This is a genomic window from Paenibacillus mangrovi (assembly GCF_022898935.1).
In the GTDB taxonomy this organism is placed as follows: Bacteria; Bacillota; Bacilli; order Paenibacillales; family Paenibacillaceae; genus Paenibacillus_AQ; species Paenibacillus_AQ mangrovi.
Map to the genome: position 1 here is coordinate 226,026 of NZ_JALIRP010000001.1, position 19,743 is coordinate 245,768.

General features: G+C 42.1%; 10 protein-coding genes. 5 read left to right on the plus strand and 5 right to left on the minus strand.

Going from position 1 to position 19,743, the window contains the following annotated elements; translation table 11 throughout:
* Window positions 1-13: 13 nt before the first annotated feature.
* The 5 genes from MUG84_RS00970 to MUG84_RS00990 all read right to left on the minus strand — a co-directional run bounded on the left by MUG84_RS00970 (window position 14) and on the right by MUG84_RS00990 (window position 7,197).
* A complete protein-coding gene (locus MUG84_RS00970) occupies window positions 14-1,231 on the minus strand; it encodes a Gfo/Idh/MocA family protein (RefSeq protein WP_244717908.1) in 1,218 nt (405 codons plus the stop codon).
* A 15-nt stretch (window positions 1,232-1,246) separates the two neighbouring features.
* On the minus strand, window positions 1,247-3,469 hold the full coding sequence (locus MUG84_RS00975; RefSeq protein WP_244717926.1) for a hypothetical protein: 2,223 nt from the start codon (window positions 3,467-3,469) through the stop codon (window positions 1,247-1,249).
* An 89-nt stretch (window positions 3,470-3,558) separates the two neighbouring features.
* Complete coding sequence (locus MUG84_RS00980; RefSeq protein WP_244717929.1) at window positions 3,559-5,142, minus strand: ABC transporter substrate-binding protein; 1,584 nt, start codon at window positions 5,140-5,142, stop codon at window positions 3,559-3,561.
* A gap of 51 nt (window positions 5,143-5,193) precedes the next feature.
* The gene (locus MUG84_RS00985; protein ID WP_244717932.1) at window positions 5,194-6,081 is read right to left on the minus strand and encodes a carbohydrate ABC transporter permease; all 888 of its coding nucleotides are present in this window, start codon (window positions 6,079-6,081) and stop codon (window positions 5,194-5,196) included.
* Between the two features lie 150 nt (window positions 6,082-6,231).
* Entirely contained in the window at window positions 6,232-7,197 is a 966-nt protein-coding gene (locus MUG84_RS00990) for an ABC transporter permease (protein WP_244717935.1), read from the minus strand.
* Between the two features lie 241 nt (window positions 7,198-7,438).
* Here MUG84_RS00990 and MUG84_RS00995 point away from each other — a divergent pair, with 241 nt between their 5' ends.
* The 5 genes from MUG84_RS00995 (at window position 7,439) to MUG84_RS01015 (ending at window position 19,688) form a co-directional block, all read left to right on the plus strand.
* Window positions 7,439-9,805, plus strand: a complete 2,367-nt coding sequence (locus tag MUG84_RS00995) for a helix-turn-helix domain-containing protein (protein WP_244717938.1) — start codon at window positions 7,439-7,441, stop codon at window positions 9,803-9,805.
* Between the two features lie 432 nt (window positions 9,806-10,237).
* Window positions 10,238-14,332 carry an Ig-like domain-containing protein gene (locus MUG84_RS01000; protein WP_244717941.1) on the plus strand — a complete coding sequence of 1,365 codons (4,095 nt, stop codon included), beginning with the start codon at window positions 10,238-10,240 and terminating at the stop codon, window positions 14,330-14,332.
* Between the two features lie 120 nt (window positions 14,333-14,452).
* Window positions 14,453-17,320 carry a glycoside hydrolase family 38 N-terminal domain-containing protein gene (locus MUG84_RS01005; protein WP_244717944.1) on the plus strand — a complete coding sequence of 956 codons (2,868 nt, stop codon included), beginning with the start codon at window positions 14,453-14,455 and terminating at the stop codon, window positions 17,318-17,320.
* A gap of 16 nt (window positions 17,321-17,336) precedes the next feature.
* Window positions 17,337-18,323, plus strand: coding sequence for an HAD family hydrolase (locus MUG84_RS01010; RefSeq protein ID WP_244717947.1), 987 nt, complete (start codon window positions 17,337-17,339; stop codon window positions 18,321-18,323).
* Between the two features lie 105 nt (window positions 18,324-18,428).
* On the plus strand, window positions 18,429-19,688 hold the full coding sequence (locus tag MUG84_RS01015; RefSeq protein WP_244717950.1) for an aminopeptidase P family protein: 1,260 nt from the start codon (window positions 18,429-18,431) through the stop codon (window positions 19,686-19,688).
* Window positions 19,689-19,743: the final 55 nt, after the last annotated feature.

Sequence of the window (19,743 nt, forward strand, 5' to 3'; positions counted from 1 at the left end):
AGGAAATGATATCTTATTTAATTGTGACAGGATAAAATGCATCGGTTTCAGAAGAGGCTTTTGCCTGCAGACACACAAGAGCACTGCGAATGCCATCTTTTAACGGGGCAACGGATTCGGTAGTTCTGCCTTGCATCAGATGTACAAAATTGCGCATCAGTACAATATCACCGCCGCCATGACGCGAACCTTGATCGTCAAGCCGCACGATGGTTACTTTGTCATTCATATGGTCAAATACTTTGATTTCATTCGTGTAGAAATCGAATTCCACGGTGCCTTTGTAGCCGTACAGCCTTGCACCGCGTCGCCCAGCACCTTTGCGGGCAAAGAAGTTCTGCGAATACATGACGTGCATGCCGCTTGTGTATTTCACAATCATGCTGCCGGAGTCTTCGTTTCCGGTGTCTACCGCAAAACCGCAATAATCGCTGCGCGGAGTGTCATTGCGCAGATTCACGATATTGTACGTGCTGTCCATGCAGGTTTCCCATTTGTCGCATTCGCTGCATCGCAGACCAGCTGGCATATCGCCTTTGTAAATCTGTTTGGATTTCATTGCACAAACTTTTACAGGTTCTTCTCTGAGCAGATAGTTAATGACATCGATATCGTGTGTGGCCTTTTGCAGGAAAAGTCCGTGTGAAACGGATTCATCTCGGTACCAGTCGTGGAAATATACATAACCATAGATTACATCGTTAAATGCCTGTACATGATCTACCTTGCCAATCGTGCCGGCATCCAGAATGCGTTTTACTTCCTGGACCAGCGGCGTGACGCGCAACGGGAACGAAACAATCGTGGGAGCCGTTGCTTTCGCTTCGCACTCGGCAAGCGCTCTCAAATCCGCCATAGAAGTGGCCACTGGTTTTTCCAAAAATAGCGGCAGATTGCGTTCCAGAACTTTTTTGGCAAAATAAGTATGCGTGTTGCAGTTCGTGCCAACGATCACGCCGTCCAGTTTTTCTTTGTCCAGCATTTCGTCTGCATCCGTATAAAAGTTAATCGTATCTGGATTCATCTCGCAGCTGCGCATAAGTCCGTCGATTTTATCGATTTCCATGTGATGCATCGTTTCTTTGGAACCGTCTTTTTTCATCAGAGCCCGTACACGTTCATGGTTGGTATCCGCTACGGCCTTGATGCAGACCTCATAAGGCAGTGCGAACAAATCATCCATCAGCATGTCGATCCGTACGCCATATCCAATAACACCGATATTCAACATAAGGAACACCTCCTGTTATTTTTTCAGTTCAATTTGTATCCGTTGTCCGGCTGTTAGCGAAACATGTTTCATTTTTTCAAAGTAGTTATGCGTTACGCGCTGAGCATCTGTACGTTCGTCCGCAAGCAGCGTAACCACCGTACTGTATGCTGTAGGATTATACATTTCCAGGCATACAGAATCCGGATTCCACTGCGTAACCAAGCATTCCACATGGTCAAATACCTGCAATGTCCTGCTTGTAAAATCCACATAGACACCCGGTATTTCCACAAAGGTAAGCAGCATGGAAACTTCAGGCCAGTTGGAACCATAGAGGAACTCCCCAACGGTTTCTTTGCCCTCCCAGTCACTTGTCTGCACGCGCTCGTTCATATAGCCTGCGGGCAGATATTTCTTTTCGAGAGTCAGCTCCGGATCTTCTGCCAGCGATACAAATTGCGGTAAACTGTGTGTTATGGCGTGAAGATCATGTAGATATTTTGCATTGCCTGTGAAGCGATACAGTTTGAGCAGACAGTTGCCTGACAGCGTACAAATACCTGGCGCAGAGTGCTTGTTCTGTGCGTTAGCAAACACCGTGCCGCTGCTGTGCACACCGCGTTTAGCTGCGGTACTATGCGCAGGGAACACAAAGTCATAGCTCATAACCCATGTCATGGCAATCTCGTAGGTTTCTTCTACATAAGACAGCCAGATGCTCTTACGGGTCGTTTCGTACAGTTGCACATAGCTTTCAAGCATAGCGAACGCCGCCTCGCTGTCAGGTGCCTGACAGATTTCGCCTGGGCAGCCGTTTAACATGCCCTTTTTTACGTAGTTGTTGTAATAATACTCACCGAGCTGTTCTGCAACATCACGGTATTCCGTACACTGAAAATATTCGCTTGCAAGTGCCAGCGCGCCTACAGCCATACATGCTCCGGCAGAATTACCTACCACGATTTCTTCTGTAGCTATATCAATAAACTGTCCGAGCTGTCCGTATTTATGGAACAACCGTACGAATGCATCGCAAAGGGACTTTACGGGCTGTTCAAACTCTATCGTGGAATGGTCGTTATCCGAAAGCCAAAATAGCTGCTTCAGCACGAAATAGAGCAAATCGGCATCTTTTCGTACCAGCAAAATAGTGTCAGGGTTACTGTCGCCACCGTCACCATAAAATTTTCCGTTTCCATACATGCCGAACACCCATCCGCTGGGATGCTGTAAGCGCGAAAAAATAAAGCGGAGCGTAGACAGCGCGCGCTGCCGCGCCTCAGATGAATCTTCCAGCAACAACGGATAGCTATTGATACCACCACCAATCCAGCCCGCCTGCCAACACTGCTGATGTATGTTCCAGTCGGTTCCTACGGAGTAATATCCTTCTTCTGTAAAGTTCTCCTTTTGGTACTTGTCTTTGATGCTGGTATACGCCTTATAAAACGGTACACTATAAAAATTAGTAGGGTTTTCCAAAGTTGTTTTTGCGTCGTTAACCAGCTTAAAAAAGTCCGGTAAAGTTATTTGCTGCCAATGAAAGACACAGGCAGTCAGAGTGAGCGTTTCACCTTGTTTAAAAAAAGCGCCGGTATCTTGCGAAGGAGCAGAGGCATCCGGACGAAAGCCTAGTCCATCGTTTTGATCCCCGAAAAAATATGCGTTAGTTTCACGTACACCCGGAACGGAAAGCACAAAAGAAGCCTCACGATCGGTTTGATTTTCATTTATGGTGAAGCCTGAATAGTAACTGCCGCATTGGTGCTCTCCCAATAGAACAGAACCGGATTGTCCGTTAGAATCATAAAACCCACATAAGGGGGATGTCATATCACCTGAGAGTAAAGAAATTTGCGATTGCATCTTCTCGATATCCAGGTGGGGAATGCTAGTGATGACTTCGGCATCCGAAAAAGAGCAATTTTCCGCAGGTTGATAATAAGGTGGGTACTCAAGTGGTACGCTTACAAAGCGATTGCCATTGTAGACCGCACCTGGCATCAACACATAGTTGCTCTTTTCCCATTGCTCCGCTTCCATAGAAAATGAAAAATTCATCGGATAGGTCGTATCTTCATGAAATGACAAGGTAATATCCAATCGTTTTCCATGCTTCAATGTTTGCGTTGTCATCGAAGCACGACACGGGAACTGCGAAAAAGTATACTGGTTGTTTTCCAGATTCACAGAAATTTTCTCAAAGTCTAACACTTCACTGCCAGTAAAAGATTTACACATAAGAGAATAGCGCATACCTAAGTTCCTCTCTTTTAGGCTTATTAAAATAGAAATCCGGTGTACGATATAAAGAAATACACCGGATTTCACAAAGGAGCGTGAGATTATTTGTTTGCTTTCCAGGCGTCATATTGAGCCTGTTTTTCTTTGATGATGTCGTCCACGCCGGCAGTTTTCAGGCGCTTGAGGAATTCAGGTAATGCTTTTGCAGGATCAATAGAACCGGAGCTGAGTGCCGGAATGATCTCACTGGTAACTGAAGCGCAGTTTGCAACCTGAGTTTTTACAGGCGTAGGGTCGAATACAAAGCCCGTTACAGGTGAAATCTCTGCTGTTTTGTCAGCTTCCAAGACAATTTTTTGGGTCTCTTTTTGGATTTCACCATCTTTGTTCTTGTCATAATTAGCACGGTTAAAATTAGGGCTGTAAGATTGACCAATTTGCCATTCGTTAAAGTTGAAATTGTATTTGCCTTCAATCATAGTGAACTTGCCATTTTCGTCGTACTTGTAGTCAACGCCTTCTTCACCAAGCGAAATCAGCTTGTACAGTTCATCGTTGGTGTTGAGCAGTTCAACTAACTGCAACGCTTTTTCAATGTGTTTGGATTCGGAATTGATTGCAATAGCTGCAGTAGAAGCAGCACCTGCAGGAATCATCGTGCGAGTCGTGGAAACGGTTACTGCAGGAGCATTGCCTGCGCTTTTTGTCATAGACATATTGCTGGCGTCAGAATTACCAGGATGATCAATGCTGTCAGGCCAGCTTCCCGTTTTCTCAGCGACAAATTTGGCTGCTTTACGGTCAGGAGAAGTATCTTTTACCGTTGCGCCATCCTTGCGCACATAACCTTTTTCGAACCAGTCGCGCATAATTTCAGTGTACTTCGCAAATTCTTCTGTCTCGAACTGGTTGATAACTTTGTCTGGTTGATCAAGGTTAATCCAGCCAGGGATGCTCGTATCACCTACGGCTTCCATGTTCCATAACAATGGATTGCCGGCATATAAGCTTGAGCTTTCAAGGGAGCTGGTTTCAAACCCGATCATATCTTTGTGTTTTGCCAGAGAATCGCCAAGGAAAGGCCCCATCTTTTCGAGTACCTCGATTGTAGGTTTGCCTTTTAAGGATTTCCAGTCAAAGCCAGTTTCCTCTACAAGATCTGAACGGAATTTAAAGCCCTCTCGTTTGGCTGTGCCCCACTGTTGATAGTTCACGAGTGCATAGATCTTGCCATCTACTTTAACGCCTTCCCACAGTCCTTCAGGGATACGAGCATAAGTTTGCGGTGCATATTTAGGAATGAGATCAGTCAAGTCAGCATAAGCGCCTTTGGCGGCGTTTTCAAAGAAGTTAATGCCACCCCAGTTAGCAGTGAAGCTGAGATCCCAGTCGTCGCCGGAATTGATCATCAGGTTCATTTTCTCGGCATAAGTACTGCTGTCTACAAGAATTAGATTCAGTTTCGCATTAATTTCCTTGCCAATAATTTCGTTGGCTTTCTTCATGACGCGGTCAAAATCATTGACGGGGCTGTTCATCATGTAGAAGTTGAGCTCAGTCATTTCTTCCTTAGCCGGGTCGGCAGCAGGATCGTTGGTAGAGCCTGCGTCTTTTTTCTGTCCACAGCCAGCCAGCAAGGCAGACAGCATGGTTACGGACAACAGAAGTACTAAAAATTTTTTCATAGTTGTTCCCCCTGGAATTTATTTAATTTTCCGGTTAGTTTCCCGGTGAAATTACTCTTTTACTGCGCCTATTGTCAAGCCTTTTTCGAAGTATTTCTGTAGCAGCGGATACAGCAAAATGATCGGGCCGATGGCGAGTACGCAGGTTGCCATGCGCGCGCCTTCACTAGGCAGCATGCCGAGAGCTGACTCCATCGACTGTGAAGCTTGTGCGTTCGCCTGCAAATATCCGATATTATTCATTAAAGATTGGAGCAGATATTGCAGAGGGCGCAGTTTTGGTGATTCAATGTACAATGAGGCGGTCATCCAGTCATTCCAGTATGCAATGGCTACAAACAAACCGATGGTCGCCAGCGATGGTTTAGAAAGCGGAAGAGCAATCTTGAAAAACGTACGGATTTCACCTGAGCCATCGATTCGCGCTGACTCAATTAATGAATCCGGAATCGTGCGGAAGAAGTTTTTCATAATCAGCACGTTAACCGTCGACACCAGATAGACGATAATCAGCACCCAGATGGTATCTTTCAGATGCAGGATGCGCGTCAGCAAAATGTATTGCGGAACAAGACCGCCGTTGAACAGAACCGGAAGATACACGAAGAAAGTGAGTGCTTTGCGGTGAGTCACTTCGGGACGTGTCAACGAATACGACAGCATGGAAGTAATCAGCAAATGCAAAAGTGTACCAACAACAGTCACAAAAATCGTAACTCCATATGCATTTAGAATAGAGCTTGCTCCGCTGAATACATACTTGTAAGCTGCTGTGCTGAACTCTTGGGGCCAGAAATGATATCCATTTAGCATGAGCGATTGCTCGCCAGTAAACGATATGGATACAACCAAAAGCAGCGGAACAATGCAGGCTAGGCTGAGTGCAATGAAAATGAGATGAATCACTATTTTTGAAAAATGTAGCTTTCTCAGAAGCATGTATTTCCCTCCCATGTACATAAATTGAACTAAAGGCGAATGGTTAAACTTTAGTTCAATTTATATAGAAACGGCGTTAAGTCTTTTTTCAAGACATCATCCGTTTCTGCAGATCGATCAGATCGTGCGAATTCTATCCTTTTTGATCGATTAAAATAGTGCGCTGTCGGGATCTTTCTTTTTAATGATATAATTCGAGATCAACACAAGGAAGAAACCAACTACCGATTGATATAAACCAACTGCTGACGCCATACCGTAGTCATTTAGCTTCTTCAGCGAGCGGAATACAAGTGTGTCGATAACATCTGTTGCTGGGTACAGAGCACCCGAATCATTCGGAAGCGTGTAGAACCCGTTCCAGTCGCCTAGACCACCATTGAACAATTTACCAACCCATAGCAGTGAAAGAACAATGATGGTCGGTTTCAACAGTGGCAATGTGATGTGCTTAATTCGTTGCCAATTTGAAGCACCATCCAATTGGGCAGCTTCATAATAATCGGGATTAATCCCTGCTATCGCCGCAACATACAGCACCGAATAGTAACCGACATTCTTCCATAGGTAGGCAATTGGCATGATGATGCGCCAGTAAGACGGCTCACTGTACCAGTAAACGGCTTCTCCGCCATTTCCGGTAATCACGTTGTTGACAATACCACGGTCAACACTGAGCATGCTGAAAAGAATATACTGGATCACAATCCATGAGAGAAAGGTTGGCAGCAAAATCGAACCTTTATAGGTAGCAGAAACAACTTTGTTTTTTACTTCACTTAATAGAATAGCCAGTGCCAACGCGCAAAGCGTAACGGTAATAGCTTCTAGTAGATTGTAAAAAAGCGTATTGAAGGTAACCGTTCTTGCTGCTTCGGATTTAAAGAAAAACTCAAAGTTTTTGAACAGTGGATCCATCCACGGACTTCCGAAAATACCATCGCGTGGATTGTAATCTTTGAAGGCAATGATAACACCGGCCATCGGAATGTAAAATAAAATTGTAATAAAAATCAAACCAGGTGCCATCATGAAATAGAAAGGTGCCTGACGGCGAGCGCTGCGCAATGCTCTGTAAGACTTGCCGTGATTAGATGGTTTCGTAATCGCCTTCATTTCGTTCACCCCTTTCTTTGCATCATTTGTTTGTCTGTCATCATTGTAGTTAGGAGGATTTTCTTGCTCAACAAACAAATATGTTGTTCTTTTCGTTTTTCAACACAAGGAATCTCTAAAAACTAACGATTTCTACAAAGTGTTATAAATCGTTGAGCCATAATTTACTTAACACTATAATAAAAATGAGTATAATACATAGGAAGATAATACTAGGATGTCCCATTACTAGGAGGTCGCAATGAAGCTCTTAAATCAAAAGACTAATCGTACGAGCTTTCAGCGTAAATCATTTATTTCTTTTTTAGTTATCACCATCATTATTACGGTTTTACTTACGTTTTTTCTAACGATAACTTATTTGCGGACCACGATTACGATGGTTAATCGGTATAATGACAGATTGATAGCGCAATCGAATTATAGTATTACCTATCTTGACGAGACCGCAAAAAAATTAGGCAATGCCCTTTATAGCGACAAAGATATCATTCAATTTCTAAACATGAATGAAAATGATGAGCGCGTGGCTATTTTAACAAGTAAGGTCATTGACAAGCACTTTCTAACACTGAACAACATCGATAGTGTGTATCTTTACAATGCGGGGTTGGATTTGTTTTATTCCTCACGGACCGGTGAACGTAAATCAGCATCTGCATTTTCAGATCAGTCGATTGTCAAGTTGTTAACAGACAAAAATTTTGTAGCAGAGTATCGTGGTCGCCCCATTGTGGCATCTGTAGATGAAGCAACACAATCAGCAAATGTATGCTCATATATATTATTTGAACCTGGTGCCACGGCAGCTGGTTTGAAAAATGCCATTGTTGTCAACATTCAAACGAAAGCGCTTACGGATTCCATCCAAGCCATCAATGGCCATGATCCTGTACAGGAAACGTCTTTTTTTGTGGTAGACACAAACGGTTCTATATTAAGTATGGCACTCTCACCGGAGTTCGGTCATGATATAAGTAAAGTGCGCGCATTAACCCAGAAAGCACAGGAACTGGACGGCAGCATCAATCAGGTGCAAAAAATTGACGGAATCCGCTACCTTGTTTCGAGCAGCAAAAGTAATGCAAACAACTGGTACATCACGGGCGTTACACCCGTTAAAAAAATATTCAAAGATGTCATTACTGCATCCATTGTTGCTACAGGTATAGTAGTAGCCGTATTCATTATTAGTGCGGTGATTTGTCTGTTTTTGGCACGCAGGCTGAACAGTCCTATTCAAGCCATTACTAAAATTATAAATGGGGAAGCCTCCGAACGTAGCGATGCACTTGTGTCTGAAACGGAAGAATTCCAGGCTATTCTATCTGTATTTGAATCCATGAAGGAGCAAAATTTTCAGCTCGATAAAATCATGCGTGAAACAGGCTATGCTGCTAAACAAGATTTTCTAAATGCTCTGTTAAGCGAAAGCACAACCTACTCAATGGCAACAGTACAGGGAAAACTGCATGACTTGAATCTGGATTATATCGTCTCCAATCAGCTGTGTATGTGCCTGTTTAAAATTGACAATTACAGTCAGTTTATGTCCCAAAATAGTCAGAAGGAACGTTGGGCATTGCGCTATGCTATTGTGAATATCGCAACAGAGCTTGCTGAGAATTACGGTAATTGCGAAATTTTCAGCTGTGATTCCGATAAATTTGTGATGCTTATGGACTGTGACACCGTATCGCAATATAAAATGCTGCAGGATAAAGTCGAACGTTTATTACGTGAAATACAGTGGAATACGCAAAAGTTTCTGCATATTTCGCTGTCTATGGCGTACAGCACCATGTTCCAGGGGTTAGAACATTTGCCGAGCATGTATAACAATATGAAGGGCTCGATTCTATTAAAAATGCGCTATGGCCATGGCTCTATCATCACTCCCTATATGATGGATGAAATCAATACCGATGAATTCCACGTTTCAGTCAAAAAGGAGGAACAGCTGATCGAAACAGTGCTGGAGGGTGACGATGAAGAAGCTAGTAGGATCTATCAGTCTATTAGTACACTACTATATCAATATACTTACAATGAGATTTTGTTCTGCATTGTACATTTGATTCACAGAATCTATTCTGGTGTGCTCAGTAAGATGCCCGCTATAAAGGACAATCAGGATCTAACGATGCAGGAGTTTTTGCAAGATATACAACATGCAGAAGTGGGTACAGATATTGATATTTTGATGAATGCGTTTTTACAAAAGCTCTGCAATAAGGTAACCATGCTCAAGAGCACATCGAGTAGCAACGACCTTCTGATGCAGCGCATTATTGAAATTGTGGAACAGGAATATCCAAACGCTGACTTATGCCTCAGTTCCATTGCCGAAAAATTGCGTCTGTCACCGAATTATATTGGCCATTTGTTCAAAACAGCTTACGGGCAGTCGATTGCACAATACATCATTGATTTGCGCATGCAAAAGCTGGATGCATACATGCGTAACTCCAAACTGTCTTTGTCGACCATTATCGAAAAGGTTGGTCTTGAAAAAAACAATTATTTTTATACGCGATTTAAAAAGCATTTTGGCATGTCCCTCAGTGAGTACAAGCTGCAGCTTGGACGAGAAATCGATGGTGATTAACAGCTAATTACCATAATAAACAGCCTTTTTTCCTTATGGAAACTAGGCTGTTTTTTTGTTGGCTAGAAGAAATTAGAGAATGTATTAAAAATATGAGTTACAACACAAAATTTTGAGTAGTAGAAAAAGCAAAAAACATCAAATACTACAGTTTTTGAGATTGCTGATCTAAGATTAGCAGCGCTACAATGCAAGTAACTTAGCTGCATATTTTGACTAATCATAGATTTAATTTAATCAAAAGAATGCAGCCTTAACTAAGGGGGGGATTAATGAATAGGATAAATGCCAGCATCGCCTTTATGAACGTTTAAAAAAGTCAGCCTGAAAAAATGTAAGCGCTACACTCTCGGTTGAATATTCACCAGGCGTATCTAGTAAAGCTGTTAGATACCGAGAAACAAAATACAACAAGAAAGGAAAGGTATGATTATGGCTAAGAAGAAATTCTTTAGTTACATGCTTGTGTTGTGTATGGTATGCACTTCATTATTTGGTTCTACGCAAAATGTTCAAGCAGCAGAAGGGGAAGAAAGTTCTCATAACAGAATACAAGCCGAGTTCTTTGTTTCACCAGAAGGAAAAGATAAAAACGATGGCTCGTATGATAAGCCATTTGCAACTCTGCAAGCGGCAAGAGACGCGGTTCGAAAGATCAATCAGAATATGACAGGTGATATTTACGTATTTATTTCAGAAGGTAAATATTATCTTAATGAAACGATTACTTTCGACGAAAGAGACTCTGGTACGAATGGTTATAAAATCATCTATAAAAACTTAGGTGAATTAGCTAGTGCTGAGATGATCGGCGGTAAGGTTGTTGACACACCATGGAAATTAGTTAAAAGAACCGGTGCTGATGCTGACTTACCAGCTGCTGCAGAAGGTAAAGTATACAAAACTCACGTTGGTACGGATGTTATTTTTGATACTCTTTATGTAAATGATAGACGCGCTACATTAGCACGTACTCAAAATTTAAATAAGTATGAAGATTTCCCATCTGCTTTAACTCCATACATGAAAAGTGCAGGTGGCGGAATTGGTGACTTGATTTATAGAGATGGTGATCTTGATCAAGAGTCAATAAACGGTATCGTAAACGCCCAAGTACGTGGAGACTTGGATGCCTCTGTATATATGTGGGACGGTGGATACTGGGATTGGATGACAGATACGATTCCTATTTCTGCGATTGATCCTGCAAGTCGTAAGCTTGTATACAAGACTGTTGCAGGAAAACCGGAAATATACAGACCTAAATATGAAACAGGTACAAATGCAAGATATTTTGTTCAAGGAAATTTAGGCTTCCTGGACGTTCCAGGTGAATACTATTTTAATAAAACGACTGGTGATTTGTATTATTATCCAGAAGGAAAGATAAAGGATAATGAAATTATCATTCCAACTGTCAAAGAAGTGATCCGTGTTGAAGGTTCAGATCGGGATCATATGGTTTCAAATATTGAATTCAGCGGCTTGCAATTCAAGGACACCAATACGACGGATTGGTATGCATATGGTTGGAACTGGGGAGATGCAGGAGCTGGTCTAGGTTTTTATCCTCCAGAAGCTAAAGGAAGTACGCAACCATCCTATGCCGAGCAATCCGAAAGAATAGAGTTCCAATACGGTGTGATTACACTTACGAATACGAAGAACATTACGATTTCCAAAGCACATATCAAAAATTCAGGCATGTTTGGAATTAATCTCTATTTGGCTAACCAAAACACAGTGATCAAGGATAGCCTTATTGAATATACAGGTCATGGAGGTATAAACGTAGAAGGCGGCTACCCTGGTGTGGCTGGAGATAAAAACGGAGATGGCTATAGCAGAGATAATACGATAACGAACACGATTGTTCATGATATTGGTGAGCTCATTGGTCAGGCTTCAGGGATCACGATTCAGCAGTCAAGCTATAATACGGTATCTCATGTAGAGGTCTATAATTCGCCAAGAAGAGGCATTTTTCTAACTGCCGGACATAGTCGTAATCCGAATGTATCCTTCCCAAATGGTGATAAAGATTTCAATATGATGAGGGATATGTACACTCACCATAATAAATTTGAATATGTATATTTGCATGATGCTCAACAAGATGGTGGAGATGATGGAGCTTTCTTTGCATGTTATTTATACAAGGGTTCACAAAATTACAAGCCTAACTACTTAAACCAAGCTCTTATTGATAACACAGGTCCGAACCCTAGCATGGCCGATTTTGGTCCTAACGACATGAACCTGGATATGGGAGCCTCAGGCATGGAGTTAAGCAATGTTAAAGCAACTAATCCAATGAACTTTAACATCGAAGTGAATACGATTCTTCAATATGGTGATGTCATAAAGTTTGATAATACGAATGTTAATTATGGAAAGATTGCAAATCATATTAAGGAATTTGACGACTCCAAGATGGAGTATGACAAAATTGGAGTAACATCAGATTATCCTGAAGAATACTTGACAGACAGAGATCTGATTACAGAACCAGAAGATATTTATTTTAAAGAAAACTTTGAAAATGGACTAGATGACACGGTTTGGTCAACTCAAAACGATCAAGCAAAAATTTCAACAGAATTTATGTCTGAAGGACCTGTAAACGGAAAACAAAGTCTGGAACTGCTAGATAAATCTCAAGTATTCAAGAATTTCCCGGAAATGCTGAATAAAGTCGTTACGGTCAAGATGTTTGACAGACAGAATAATAATCTGGCTTCGTACGATTCAGGGCATCAGAATTCGGCTAAGGTTACATCCATTGCCCGAGCTGATGATGGTGAGAACATCATTGGTATGGGTCTCGATTATAATACTGCAGATAAATATATCATCCAGATTGGAGATCAAAAGCAAGCTACTGACATCGTTAGAACTTTTGGTTGGCATGAGCTGAAGTTTGACTATACATCAGGCACCGATGTCAAGCTCTATATTGATGATCAACTCGTCAACACCTTGCCTGCAACCGGATTTGATTATATATCTCTTGGTTCTGCGGACGGCAGAGGGCAAGCCTTCTATGATGAGCTTTATGTGTTTGGCGGGAAATCAGCGACATTGCCAATCCCTCCATCCAATATACCAGCACCTCCAGCATATGATGGATCAGATGTGAATAAGCAACAGCTTAAGCTGGATTTTGAGGATGGACAAGTTCCTGCTTTTGACAAAATAGGTGGTATGCCATCTGTAACAAGTGTTGTATATGATACCGGAAATCATGTTTTAAAGGATGAGATCAGAGACGGCAGCGATTTCTATGCGCTCAATGCCCCTTGGAATAATTATCTGGTCAATTTGAGATGGAAATTTGAAGGATGGGGTACAACAGATGTTCTTGGTGGTGCCTATGATAACTTTACGATTTATGTAATGGCATCTAATGAAGGTTTAGCCCCTGGTAAAGCTCCGTTATCCTATCAAGTCGTGTATCGAAGAAATAAAAATGGAACGGCCGGTTTTACTCCTGGTACTCCGTATTTTGAAATATCGAAACATACCACCAGCTCAGATACATCGTTAGGTAAAGTAGGGGTGCCAGAAGGATTTAATGCGAATGAGTGGCATGATCTGCAGATTCAAACCTTTGATGGGAAGATCGGTTTCATTGTGGATGGACAAGAATTGATATCTGTTGATGATGGTCAATTAAAATCAGGTGGATTTGGCTTTGGAGGAATTAATGCAAATGTTTACCTGGATGATATTGAGATCATATCCAATCCGAAATATGTAGATTATGAGGATGATCTCGGACTAGGCAATGCGGTATTAAACGGTAAATTTAACCCGGATTATTATACTTACTATGCCGCCATAACTGATTTTGATAAGCCGGTTACCATTAAAAAACCGAATATCGTACTTGATGGTGTAGAGATCAAACTACAGTTGAATGGTGAAGAAATTCAATTTGTAGGTGACAGTGCATCGATTTCACCAGATCAATTGGTTAATGGAAAGAATGTTTTAGTCTTGTCAGAAATCACTTCAGCAGGAAGTAAAGACTATACCATTTATATGAATAAGGATTATGAGATCATTTCCATAGAAGGTATAGAAGATAATATATCTACTACTGTTGATCATGCTCCAAATTTACCAAAAGAGGTTACAGTTACATTCAAAAATGGTGGTTCTCAGGTGGCTAAAGTGAACTGGGATACAGTGAATCCATCATTGTATAAAAAACCAGGTACGTTTACAGTAAAAGGTCAGCTTGCAGATCTAAAAGGAGCATTAAGCACATTTAACGTCAATGTAACCGTAGATGGTATCAAATCAATAGATAAGCTGGGCAGTGTTACTACGTTATCTGGTGCGGCACCTGAATTGGCTACAACCGTTAAGGCACAGTACTTAAATGATACGAGAGAGCTGCCACTTACTTTTGCAGAATTGGATCCTTCCTTATATGCACAAAAAGGAACCATTATAGCGGTTGGTACTGCTGAAGGATATGCGGGAGATATTTTGCAGGTCGTAGAGGTAAAGGCTAAATAAGATCCGAGCAAATCTGGTTCAAAACATTAGAAGTTTAAAAAGTGAAATCTATACCATTGATATGTGTATAGATTTCACTTTTCTAACAAGATAAGTTTGTAGAGGAGAGGGAGAAAAACCATGAGCAAAACAAAGACAGGATATATCATCGCCCACACGCACTGGGACCGAGAATGGCGTTACCCTATATGGGAAAATAGATTATACCTTGTTAAGCTAATGGACGAATTAATCGAGACCTTAGAAAATAATCCCGATTATAAAACATTTCTTCTAGACGGACAGGTTATTCCTATTTTGGATTACTTACAGGTAAGGCCAGAAAACAGAGATAAACTTGTCCAATTGATTAAGGATGGAAGAATCGATGTAGGCCCATGGTATACCTTGCCTGACTTATATCCAATCAGTGGGGAATCCATCGTACGTAATCTTTTAAAGGGAAGAAGAGAGGCAGAAAAACTAGGAAATTGTTTGGATATCGGCTATGAGTCCTTCGGATGGGGACAGCCATCACAGCTTCCACAGATCTATAAGGGCTTTGGAATAGATACGGTCATCGTATCCAAAAATGTAGACAAGAAACGAGCTCCAAACTGTGAATTCAAGTGGACAGGCAAGGATGGCACAAGCGTCTATGCAACAAGATTAGGTGAAGATGCTAGAGCCAACTTTTTTATGAATGCCTATATTCATATTATGAACGGTGTAGCCTATAAGTCGGATGAGTACAATTTTGACATGGGCAATTATGGTCAAGTCTATCATCAGGCGGATAGCGAGAACTACATACAAGACTATTTCAAGATTGAGGATACAGAAAAAATACACCCAGAGGTTATAAAAGAAGCAGTTACTAGAGCCTGGAATGGTATGAAGGATACTCTCATGCCAGATGATAGAGCGATGATGGATGGTACGGATTCCACAACGGCTCAGCCTCAATTAATGAATCTGATCGAGGCGATAAATGAGCAATTTGACGACATCGAGTTTAAGAGCTCCTCATTAAAAGAATATGTTGATATTCTCAAAGAAAAGCTGGGCTTGGATGAATTGATTGAGATCAAGGATGAGATGAGAGATGGTCCAACAACCTCGTTGTCTGGAAATGCTCTAATGACAAGACCACATATTAAAACACTGAATAAAAAGGTTCAAAACAGCTTATTTAATCAGGCGGAACCTCTATCCGTAGCTCATATGATGACAGGTGGCAAGTATGATGGGGCATTTTTACAATTAGCATTAGACTACATGTTATTATCCCATGCGCATGACTCCATCAATGGAGTAACCCAGGATAAAACGGTAGATGATGTACTTTATCGATTAAATCAAGCTCTGGAAATATCAAATGCCGTATACAATAAAAGCTGCCAGGATCTTATTAAGCAAATGGATCTGTCTCAGTATAATAGCGATGATATTATTCTTGTGGTGTTCAATCCATATGCGAAGCCAAGAAATGAAATGGTAAAGGCCTATATTGATACCCCGCAAGCTCAAAATATATGGGAGTTTGACATTGTGGACTGTGATGGAAATGTATGTGACATACAGCATATATCCAGAACAGAGGTCACATCGCCAGTGGTACAGCTTCAGACTAGACCGTTCCCTTATTACTCCGACCGTCATTGTGTCGTATTTAATACGGGAGAAATACCAGCAGGCGGTTATAAGGTATATAAATTGTGCAATAAAGTAGAGTTCAGTAGAAAAACAGAATTTTGGGCGAAGACGAGAACAACGGATGGAAAAGAAATCGCTACATCTTCTACCTGTTTGCAAAATAAGTATATCAAGGTTGAAGTGAATCCGAATGGAACCATTTCTATTCTGGATAAAGAAAATGGAAACTACTACGAAAATCTCAACTACTTTGAAAGTACGGGAGATGTAGGCGATTATTGGATGTACTATCCTCCATATCATAATCGGACCTACAATAGTAAAGGCAGTAATGCCAGCATTTTCTTAATGGAGAATGGTAATCTTCAAGCGACGATTGGCGTTAAGCTCATCATGGAATTACCTAAATATGCTTATCGCCCAGACAATTATTTAAGAGGCAAGAGTGAGCGGTCAGAACAAACGGAACAACTGACAATCATGACTTATTATACGCTAAAGAAAGACGCTAAAAATGTAGAAGTTAAGGTTGAGATCGATAATAACTGTAAAGACCACCTTATGAGTGTTCTATTTGATACCGGAATCCGAGCGACTAATGCCAATGCACAAGGGCATTTTACAGTAGACAACCGAGATGTTACGCCACTGAAGGATGACAAAGGTCACTATTATAATGAACTACTCACCCAGCCTCTACAGAATTTTGTAAGTATAGCAGATGATCAAAAAGGCTTTGGTATTGTTACCGATTGCTTAGGAGAATACAGTGTATCTCCGGATTGTGAACATAAAGACGGTGGAGATGGAACGCTGTCCATGACGCTGTTTAGAGCTGTGAAAAATATTATCTGTACCGAATGGAGAAGTGCAGGGGTGTTCCCGAATCAAGAGGGTGGACAATTGCAACAAAAGCTGGTGTACAACTATGCAATTTGCCCTATGAATTCAAGTTGGGAAAATAGTGATCTATGCGGAATGGCCGACCGCTTCAATATTCCGTTAAAGCCTGTTCAGACATGTGTGCCAGTGGCGCCAATCGAGAAGACCGAAGTTACGCTGCCACTTAAACATAGCTTCTATCAAGTAACAGGTAAGTTAAGCGTATCCTGTATCAAAAAGGCGGAGGATAGTGACAGCATCATTGTACGTGTGTTCAATCCACATCCTACGGAGCAGAGTGGAAGGATTATTTTTGGATGTGATGTACAAAAGGTGTGCATGACGAATCTGAATGAGGAAGAAGAAGCTGATTCAAACGTAACGATGACAGGTAACAACGTAGAACTGCATGTAAAGCCGAATAAGATCATAACTCTGAAGTTTGATCTGGCGGAAGTTAAAAACGGATGAACGAGAGGTAATGACCATGCTGTTAACGTATGATATGAAGGATGAATTAACGGGCTTTGCCCATCTGGAAACGGGCGGAGATGGACTATTTCAAGTTGGCAAGGATGGAGTTCAAGAAATATTAACTCCCCTGGACAAGAAAGTAGAATTTATTGTATTTGAAGATAAAACCTTATGTTACGTAAAATCTGCAATGGGCTACCCAGCGATATATCCAGTAAATAAGCCAAAATATGAAGGAAATGCAAAGGCAATACTGATGGACTTGGACGGTACGAGCGTGCATAGCGAAAGCTTTTGGATGTGGATTATAGAACAGACTGTAGCAAGGCTGACCAAAAATATTAAATTTACATTAGAAGCTAGTGATGAGCCCCATGTTTCGGGTCATTCGGTATCCGAGCATTTGCAATACTGCATAGACAAATATTGCCCTGATCAAACTGTTGAAGAGGCAAGAAAACACTATTTTGCCATCACTGAATATGAGATGAATGAGATCCTGCATGGCAGAGGAAAGATGAATGCATTTACACCTGCTCCAGGACTCAAAGATTTCTTATACGAGCTAAAGGCCAAAAATATAAAAATTGGTTTAGTAACCTCAGGCTTATATAATAAAGCAATGCCTGAGATCATATCGGCCTTCAAAACGCTGGGAATGGGAGATCCGCTAGATTTTTATGATGCGATCATTACAGCAGGGCAAGCATTGGTAAAGGGACAGGCTGGAACCATGGGCGAGTTGGCACCAAAGCCTCATCCATGGCTATACTCGGAGACTGCAAGAGTTGGACTTGGGCTAACGGAAGAAGATAAGGGACATGTATTAGGATTTGAAGATTCATCAGCGGGTGTTGTATCCATTCGGTTGGCTGGTTTTTCAGCTATTGGAATTAATGGAGGAAATATCAGAAAGAGTGGAGTACAATCCTTGTGCTTAAAAGAATATGATAATCTTTGTGATGCGCTACCATTGATTTTAGCCAAAACATTTTCATGATTTTGGGAATGAATTCCCGTATCCAAACTTTTACCTTTTTTGTCCATATTTATGATAAGATAGTGGTGGTATTTGGATATTAAAAACAGGGGAAGTGTGGGAGACGTGGAACAAACCTTTTTTGTAAACAACCGTCAAAAGTTGATCCAAGCGTTGGCTGACGATTCTATTGTCGTCTTGTTCGCCGGGGAGGCCCCCCATAAATCTGCGGATTGCAAGTATCCTTTCAAGCCGAATTGCCATTATTATTACCTCACTGGATTAACGAAGCCTAGCTCCATCCTGGTAATTACAAAGCAAGGTGCCAAAGTCGAAGAGACGCTCTTTATTGAAAAAGTCGATCCGGTACAGGAAAAATGGACAGGCAAGATGATGACCGTAGAAGAAGCGAAGTTGATCAGCGGCATCGGTAAGGTGCAAAACCTCGATAGCTTCGAACATTTCTTCCATGCGGCCGTGACGAACTATGACTACAAGAGTGTTTCATTCGACCTCGAACGCCGAGGGTTTCATGAGCTTCCGAGCCAAGTGGAGCTGTTTGCGCGCAAAGTGCGGGAGCAATACCCGTGGCTCGCAGTACATAATCTGTACCGGCTGGTCAGCCGCCTGCGCATGTTTAAATCGCAAGAGGAAATCGCGAAAATGAAGCGCGCCATCGAAATTACGAAGGACGGCATCGAGCGCATGGCTTCTCATATGCGTCCAGGAATCAACGAGGCGGAGCTGGAAGCTCACTTCTCGTTCAACCTGCGCGTGTCGGGCGCGAAACATTATGCCTTTGACCCCATTGTGGCCGGCGGTGCCCGTGCGACCGTGCTCCACTATGAAGACAACGACCATGTCGTGCAGGACGGCGAGCTTGTGCTGATCGACATCGGCGCGGAGTTCGACCATTACAACGCGGACATCACCCGGACGTTCCCGGTCAACGGTACGTTCAGCGAGCGTCAGAAGTCAATTTACAACCTGGTGCTGAAGGCTGAGTTGGAAATCATTAAAGCGATCAAGCCGGGCATTCCGTTCGGTAATCTGAACGAGATCGCCAAACAAGTGTTGGCCGAAGGTTGCAAGGAACTAGGCGTAATCGGGAACGATGAAGAGCTGGCCAACGTCTACTACCACGGGGTCAGCCACAGCCTTGGACTCGACACGCACGATGTCGGCGATTTCAAGGGGCTGGAGTTGCAGCCAGGTATGGTGTTGACCGTGGAGCCGGGACTTTACCTTTCCGAGGAAGGCATCGGAATCCGCATCGAGGACGACGTGCTTGTCACGGCTAACGGCTGCGAAGTGCTCTCAGAAGGCATTCTGAAGACGGTCGATGAGATCGAAGCGTTCATGGCGAAAGCTAAGGCGGCAAAATAAAGTACAAACGTAGTCCAATAAAAGGGTTCGACAATCTGTAATGATTATCGAACCC

Excerpts from the sequence above, each read along its gene's own strand:
- MUG84_RS00995 (WP_244717938.1), top strand. The coding sequence starts at position 7,439 with ATGAAGCTCTTAAATCAAAAGACTAATCGTACGAGCTTTCAGCGTAAA.
- MUG84_RS00970 (WP_244717908.1), bottom strand. The coding sequence starts at position 1,231 with ATGTTGAATATCGGTGTTATTGGATATGGCGTACGGATCGACATGCTG.
- MUG84_RS01005 (WP_244717944.1), top strand. The coding sequence starts at position 14,453 with ATGAGCAAAACAAAGACAGGATATATCATCGCCCACACGCACTGGGAC.
- MUG84_RS01010 (WP_244717947.1), top strand. The coding sequence starts at position 17,337 with ATGCTGTTAACGTATGATATGAAGGATGAATTAACGGGCTTTGCCCAT.
- MUG84_RS00980 (WP_244717929.1), bottom strand. The coding sequence starts at position 5,142 with ATGAAAAAATTTTTAGTACTTCTGTTGTCCGTAACCATGCTGTCTGCC.
- MUG84_RS00985 (WP_244717932.1), bottom strand. The coding sequence starts at position 6,081 with ATGCTTCTGAGAAAGCTACATTTTTCAAAAATAGTGATTCATCTCATT.
- MUG84_RS01000 (WP_244717941.1), top strand. The coding sequence starts at position 10,238 with ATGGCTAAGAAGAAATTCTTTAGTTACATGCTTGTGTTGTGTATGGTA.
- MUG84_RS00975 (WP_244717926.1), bottom strand. The coding sequence starts at position 3,469 with ATGCGCTATTCTCTTATGTGTAAATCTTTTACTGGCAGTGAAGTGTTA.
- MUG84_RS00990 (WP_244717935.1), bottom strand. The coding sequence starts at position 7,197 with ATGAAGGCGATTACGAAACCATCTAATCACGGCAAGTCTTACAGAGCA.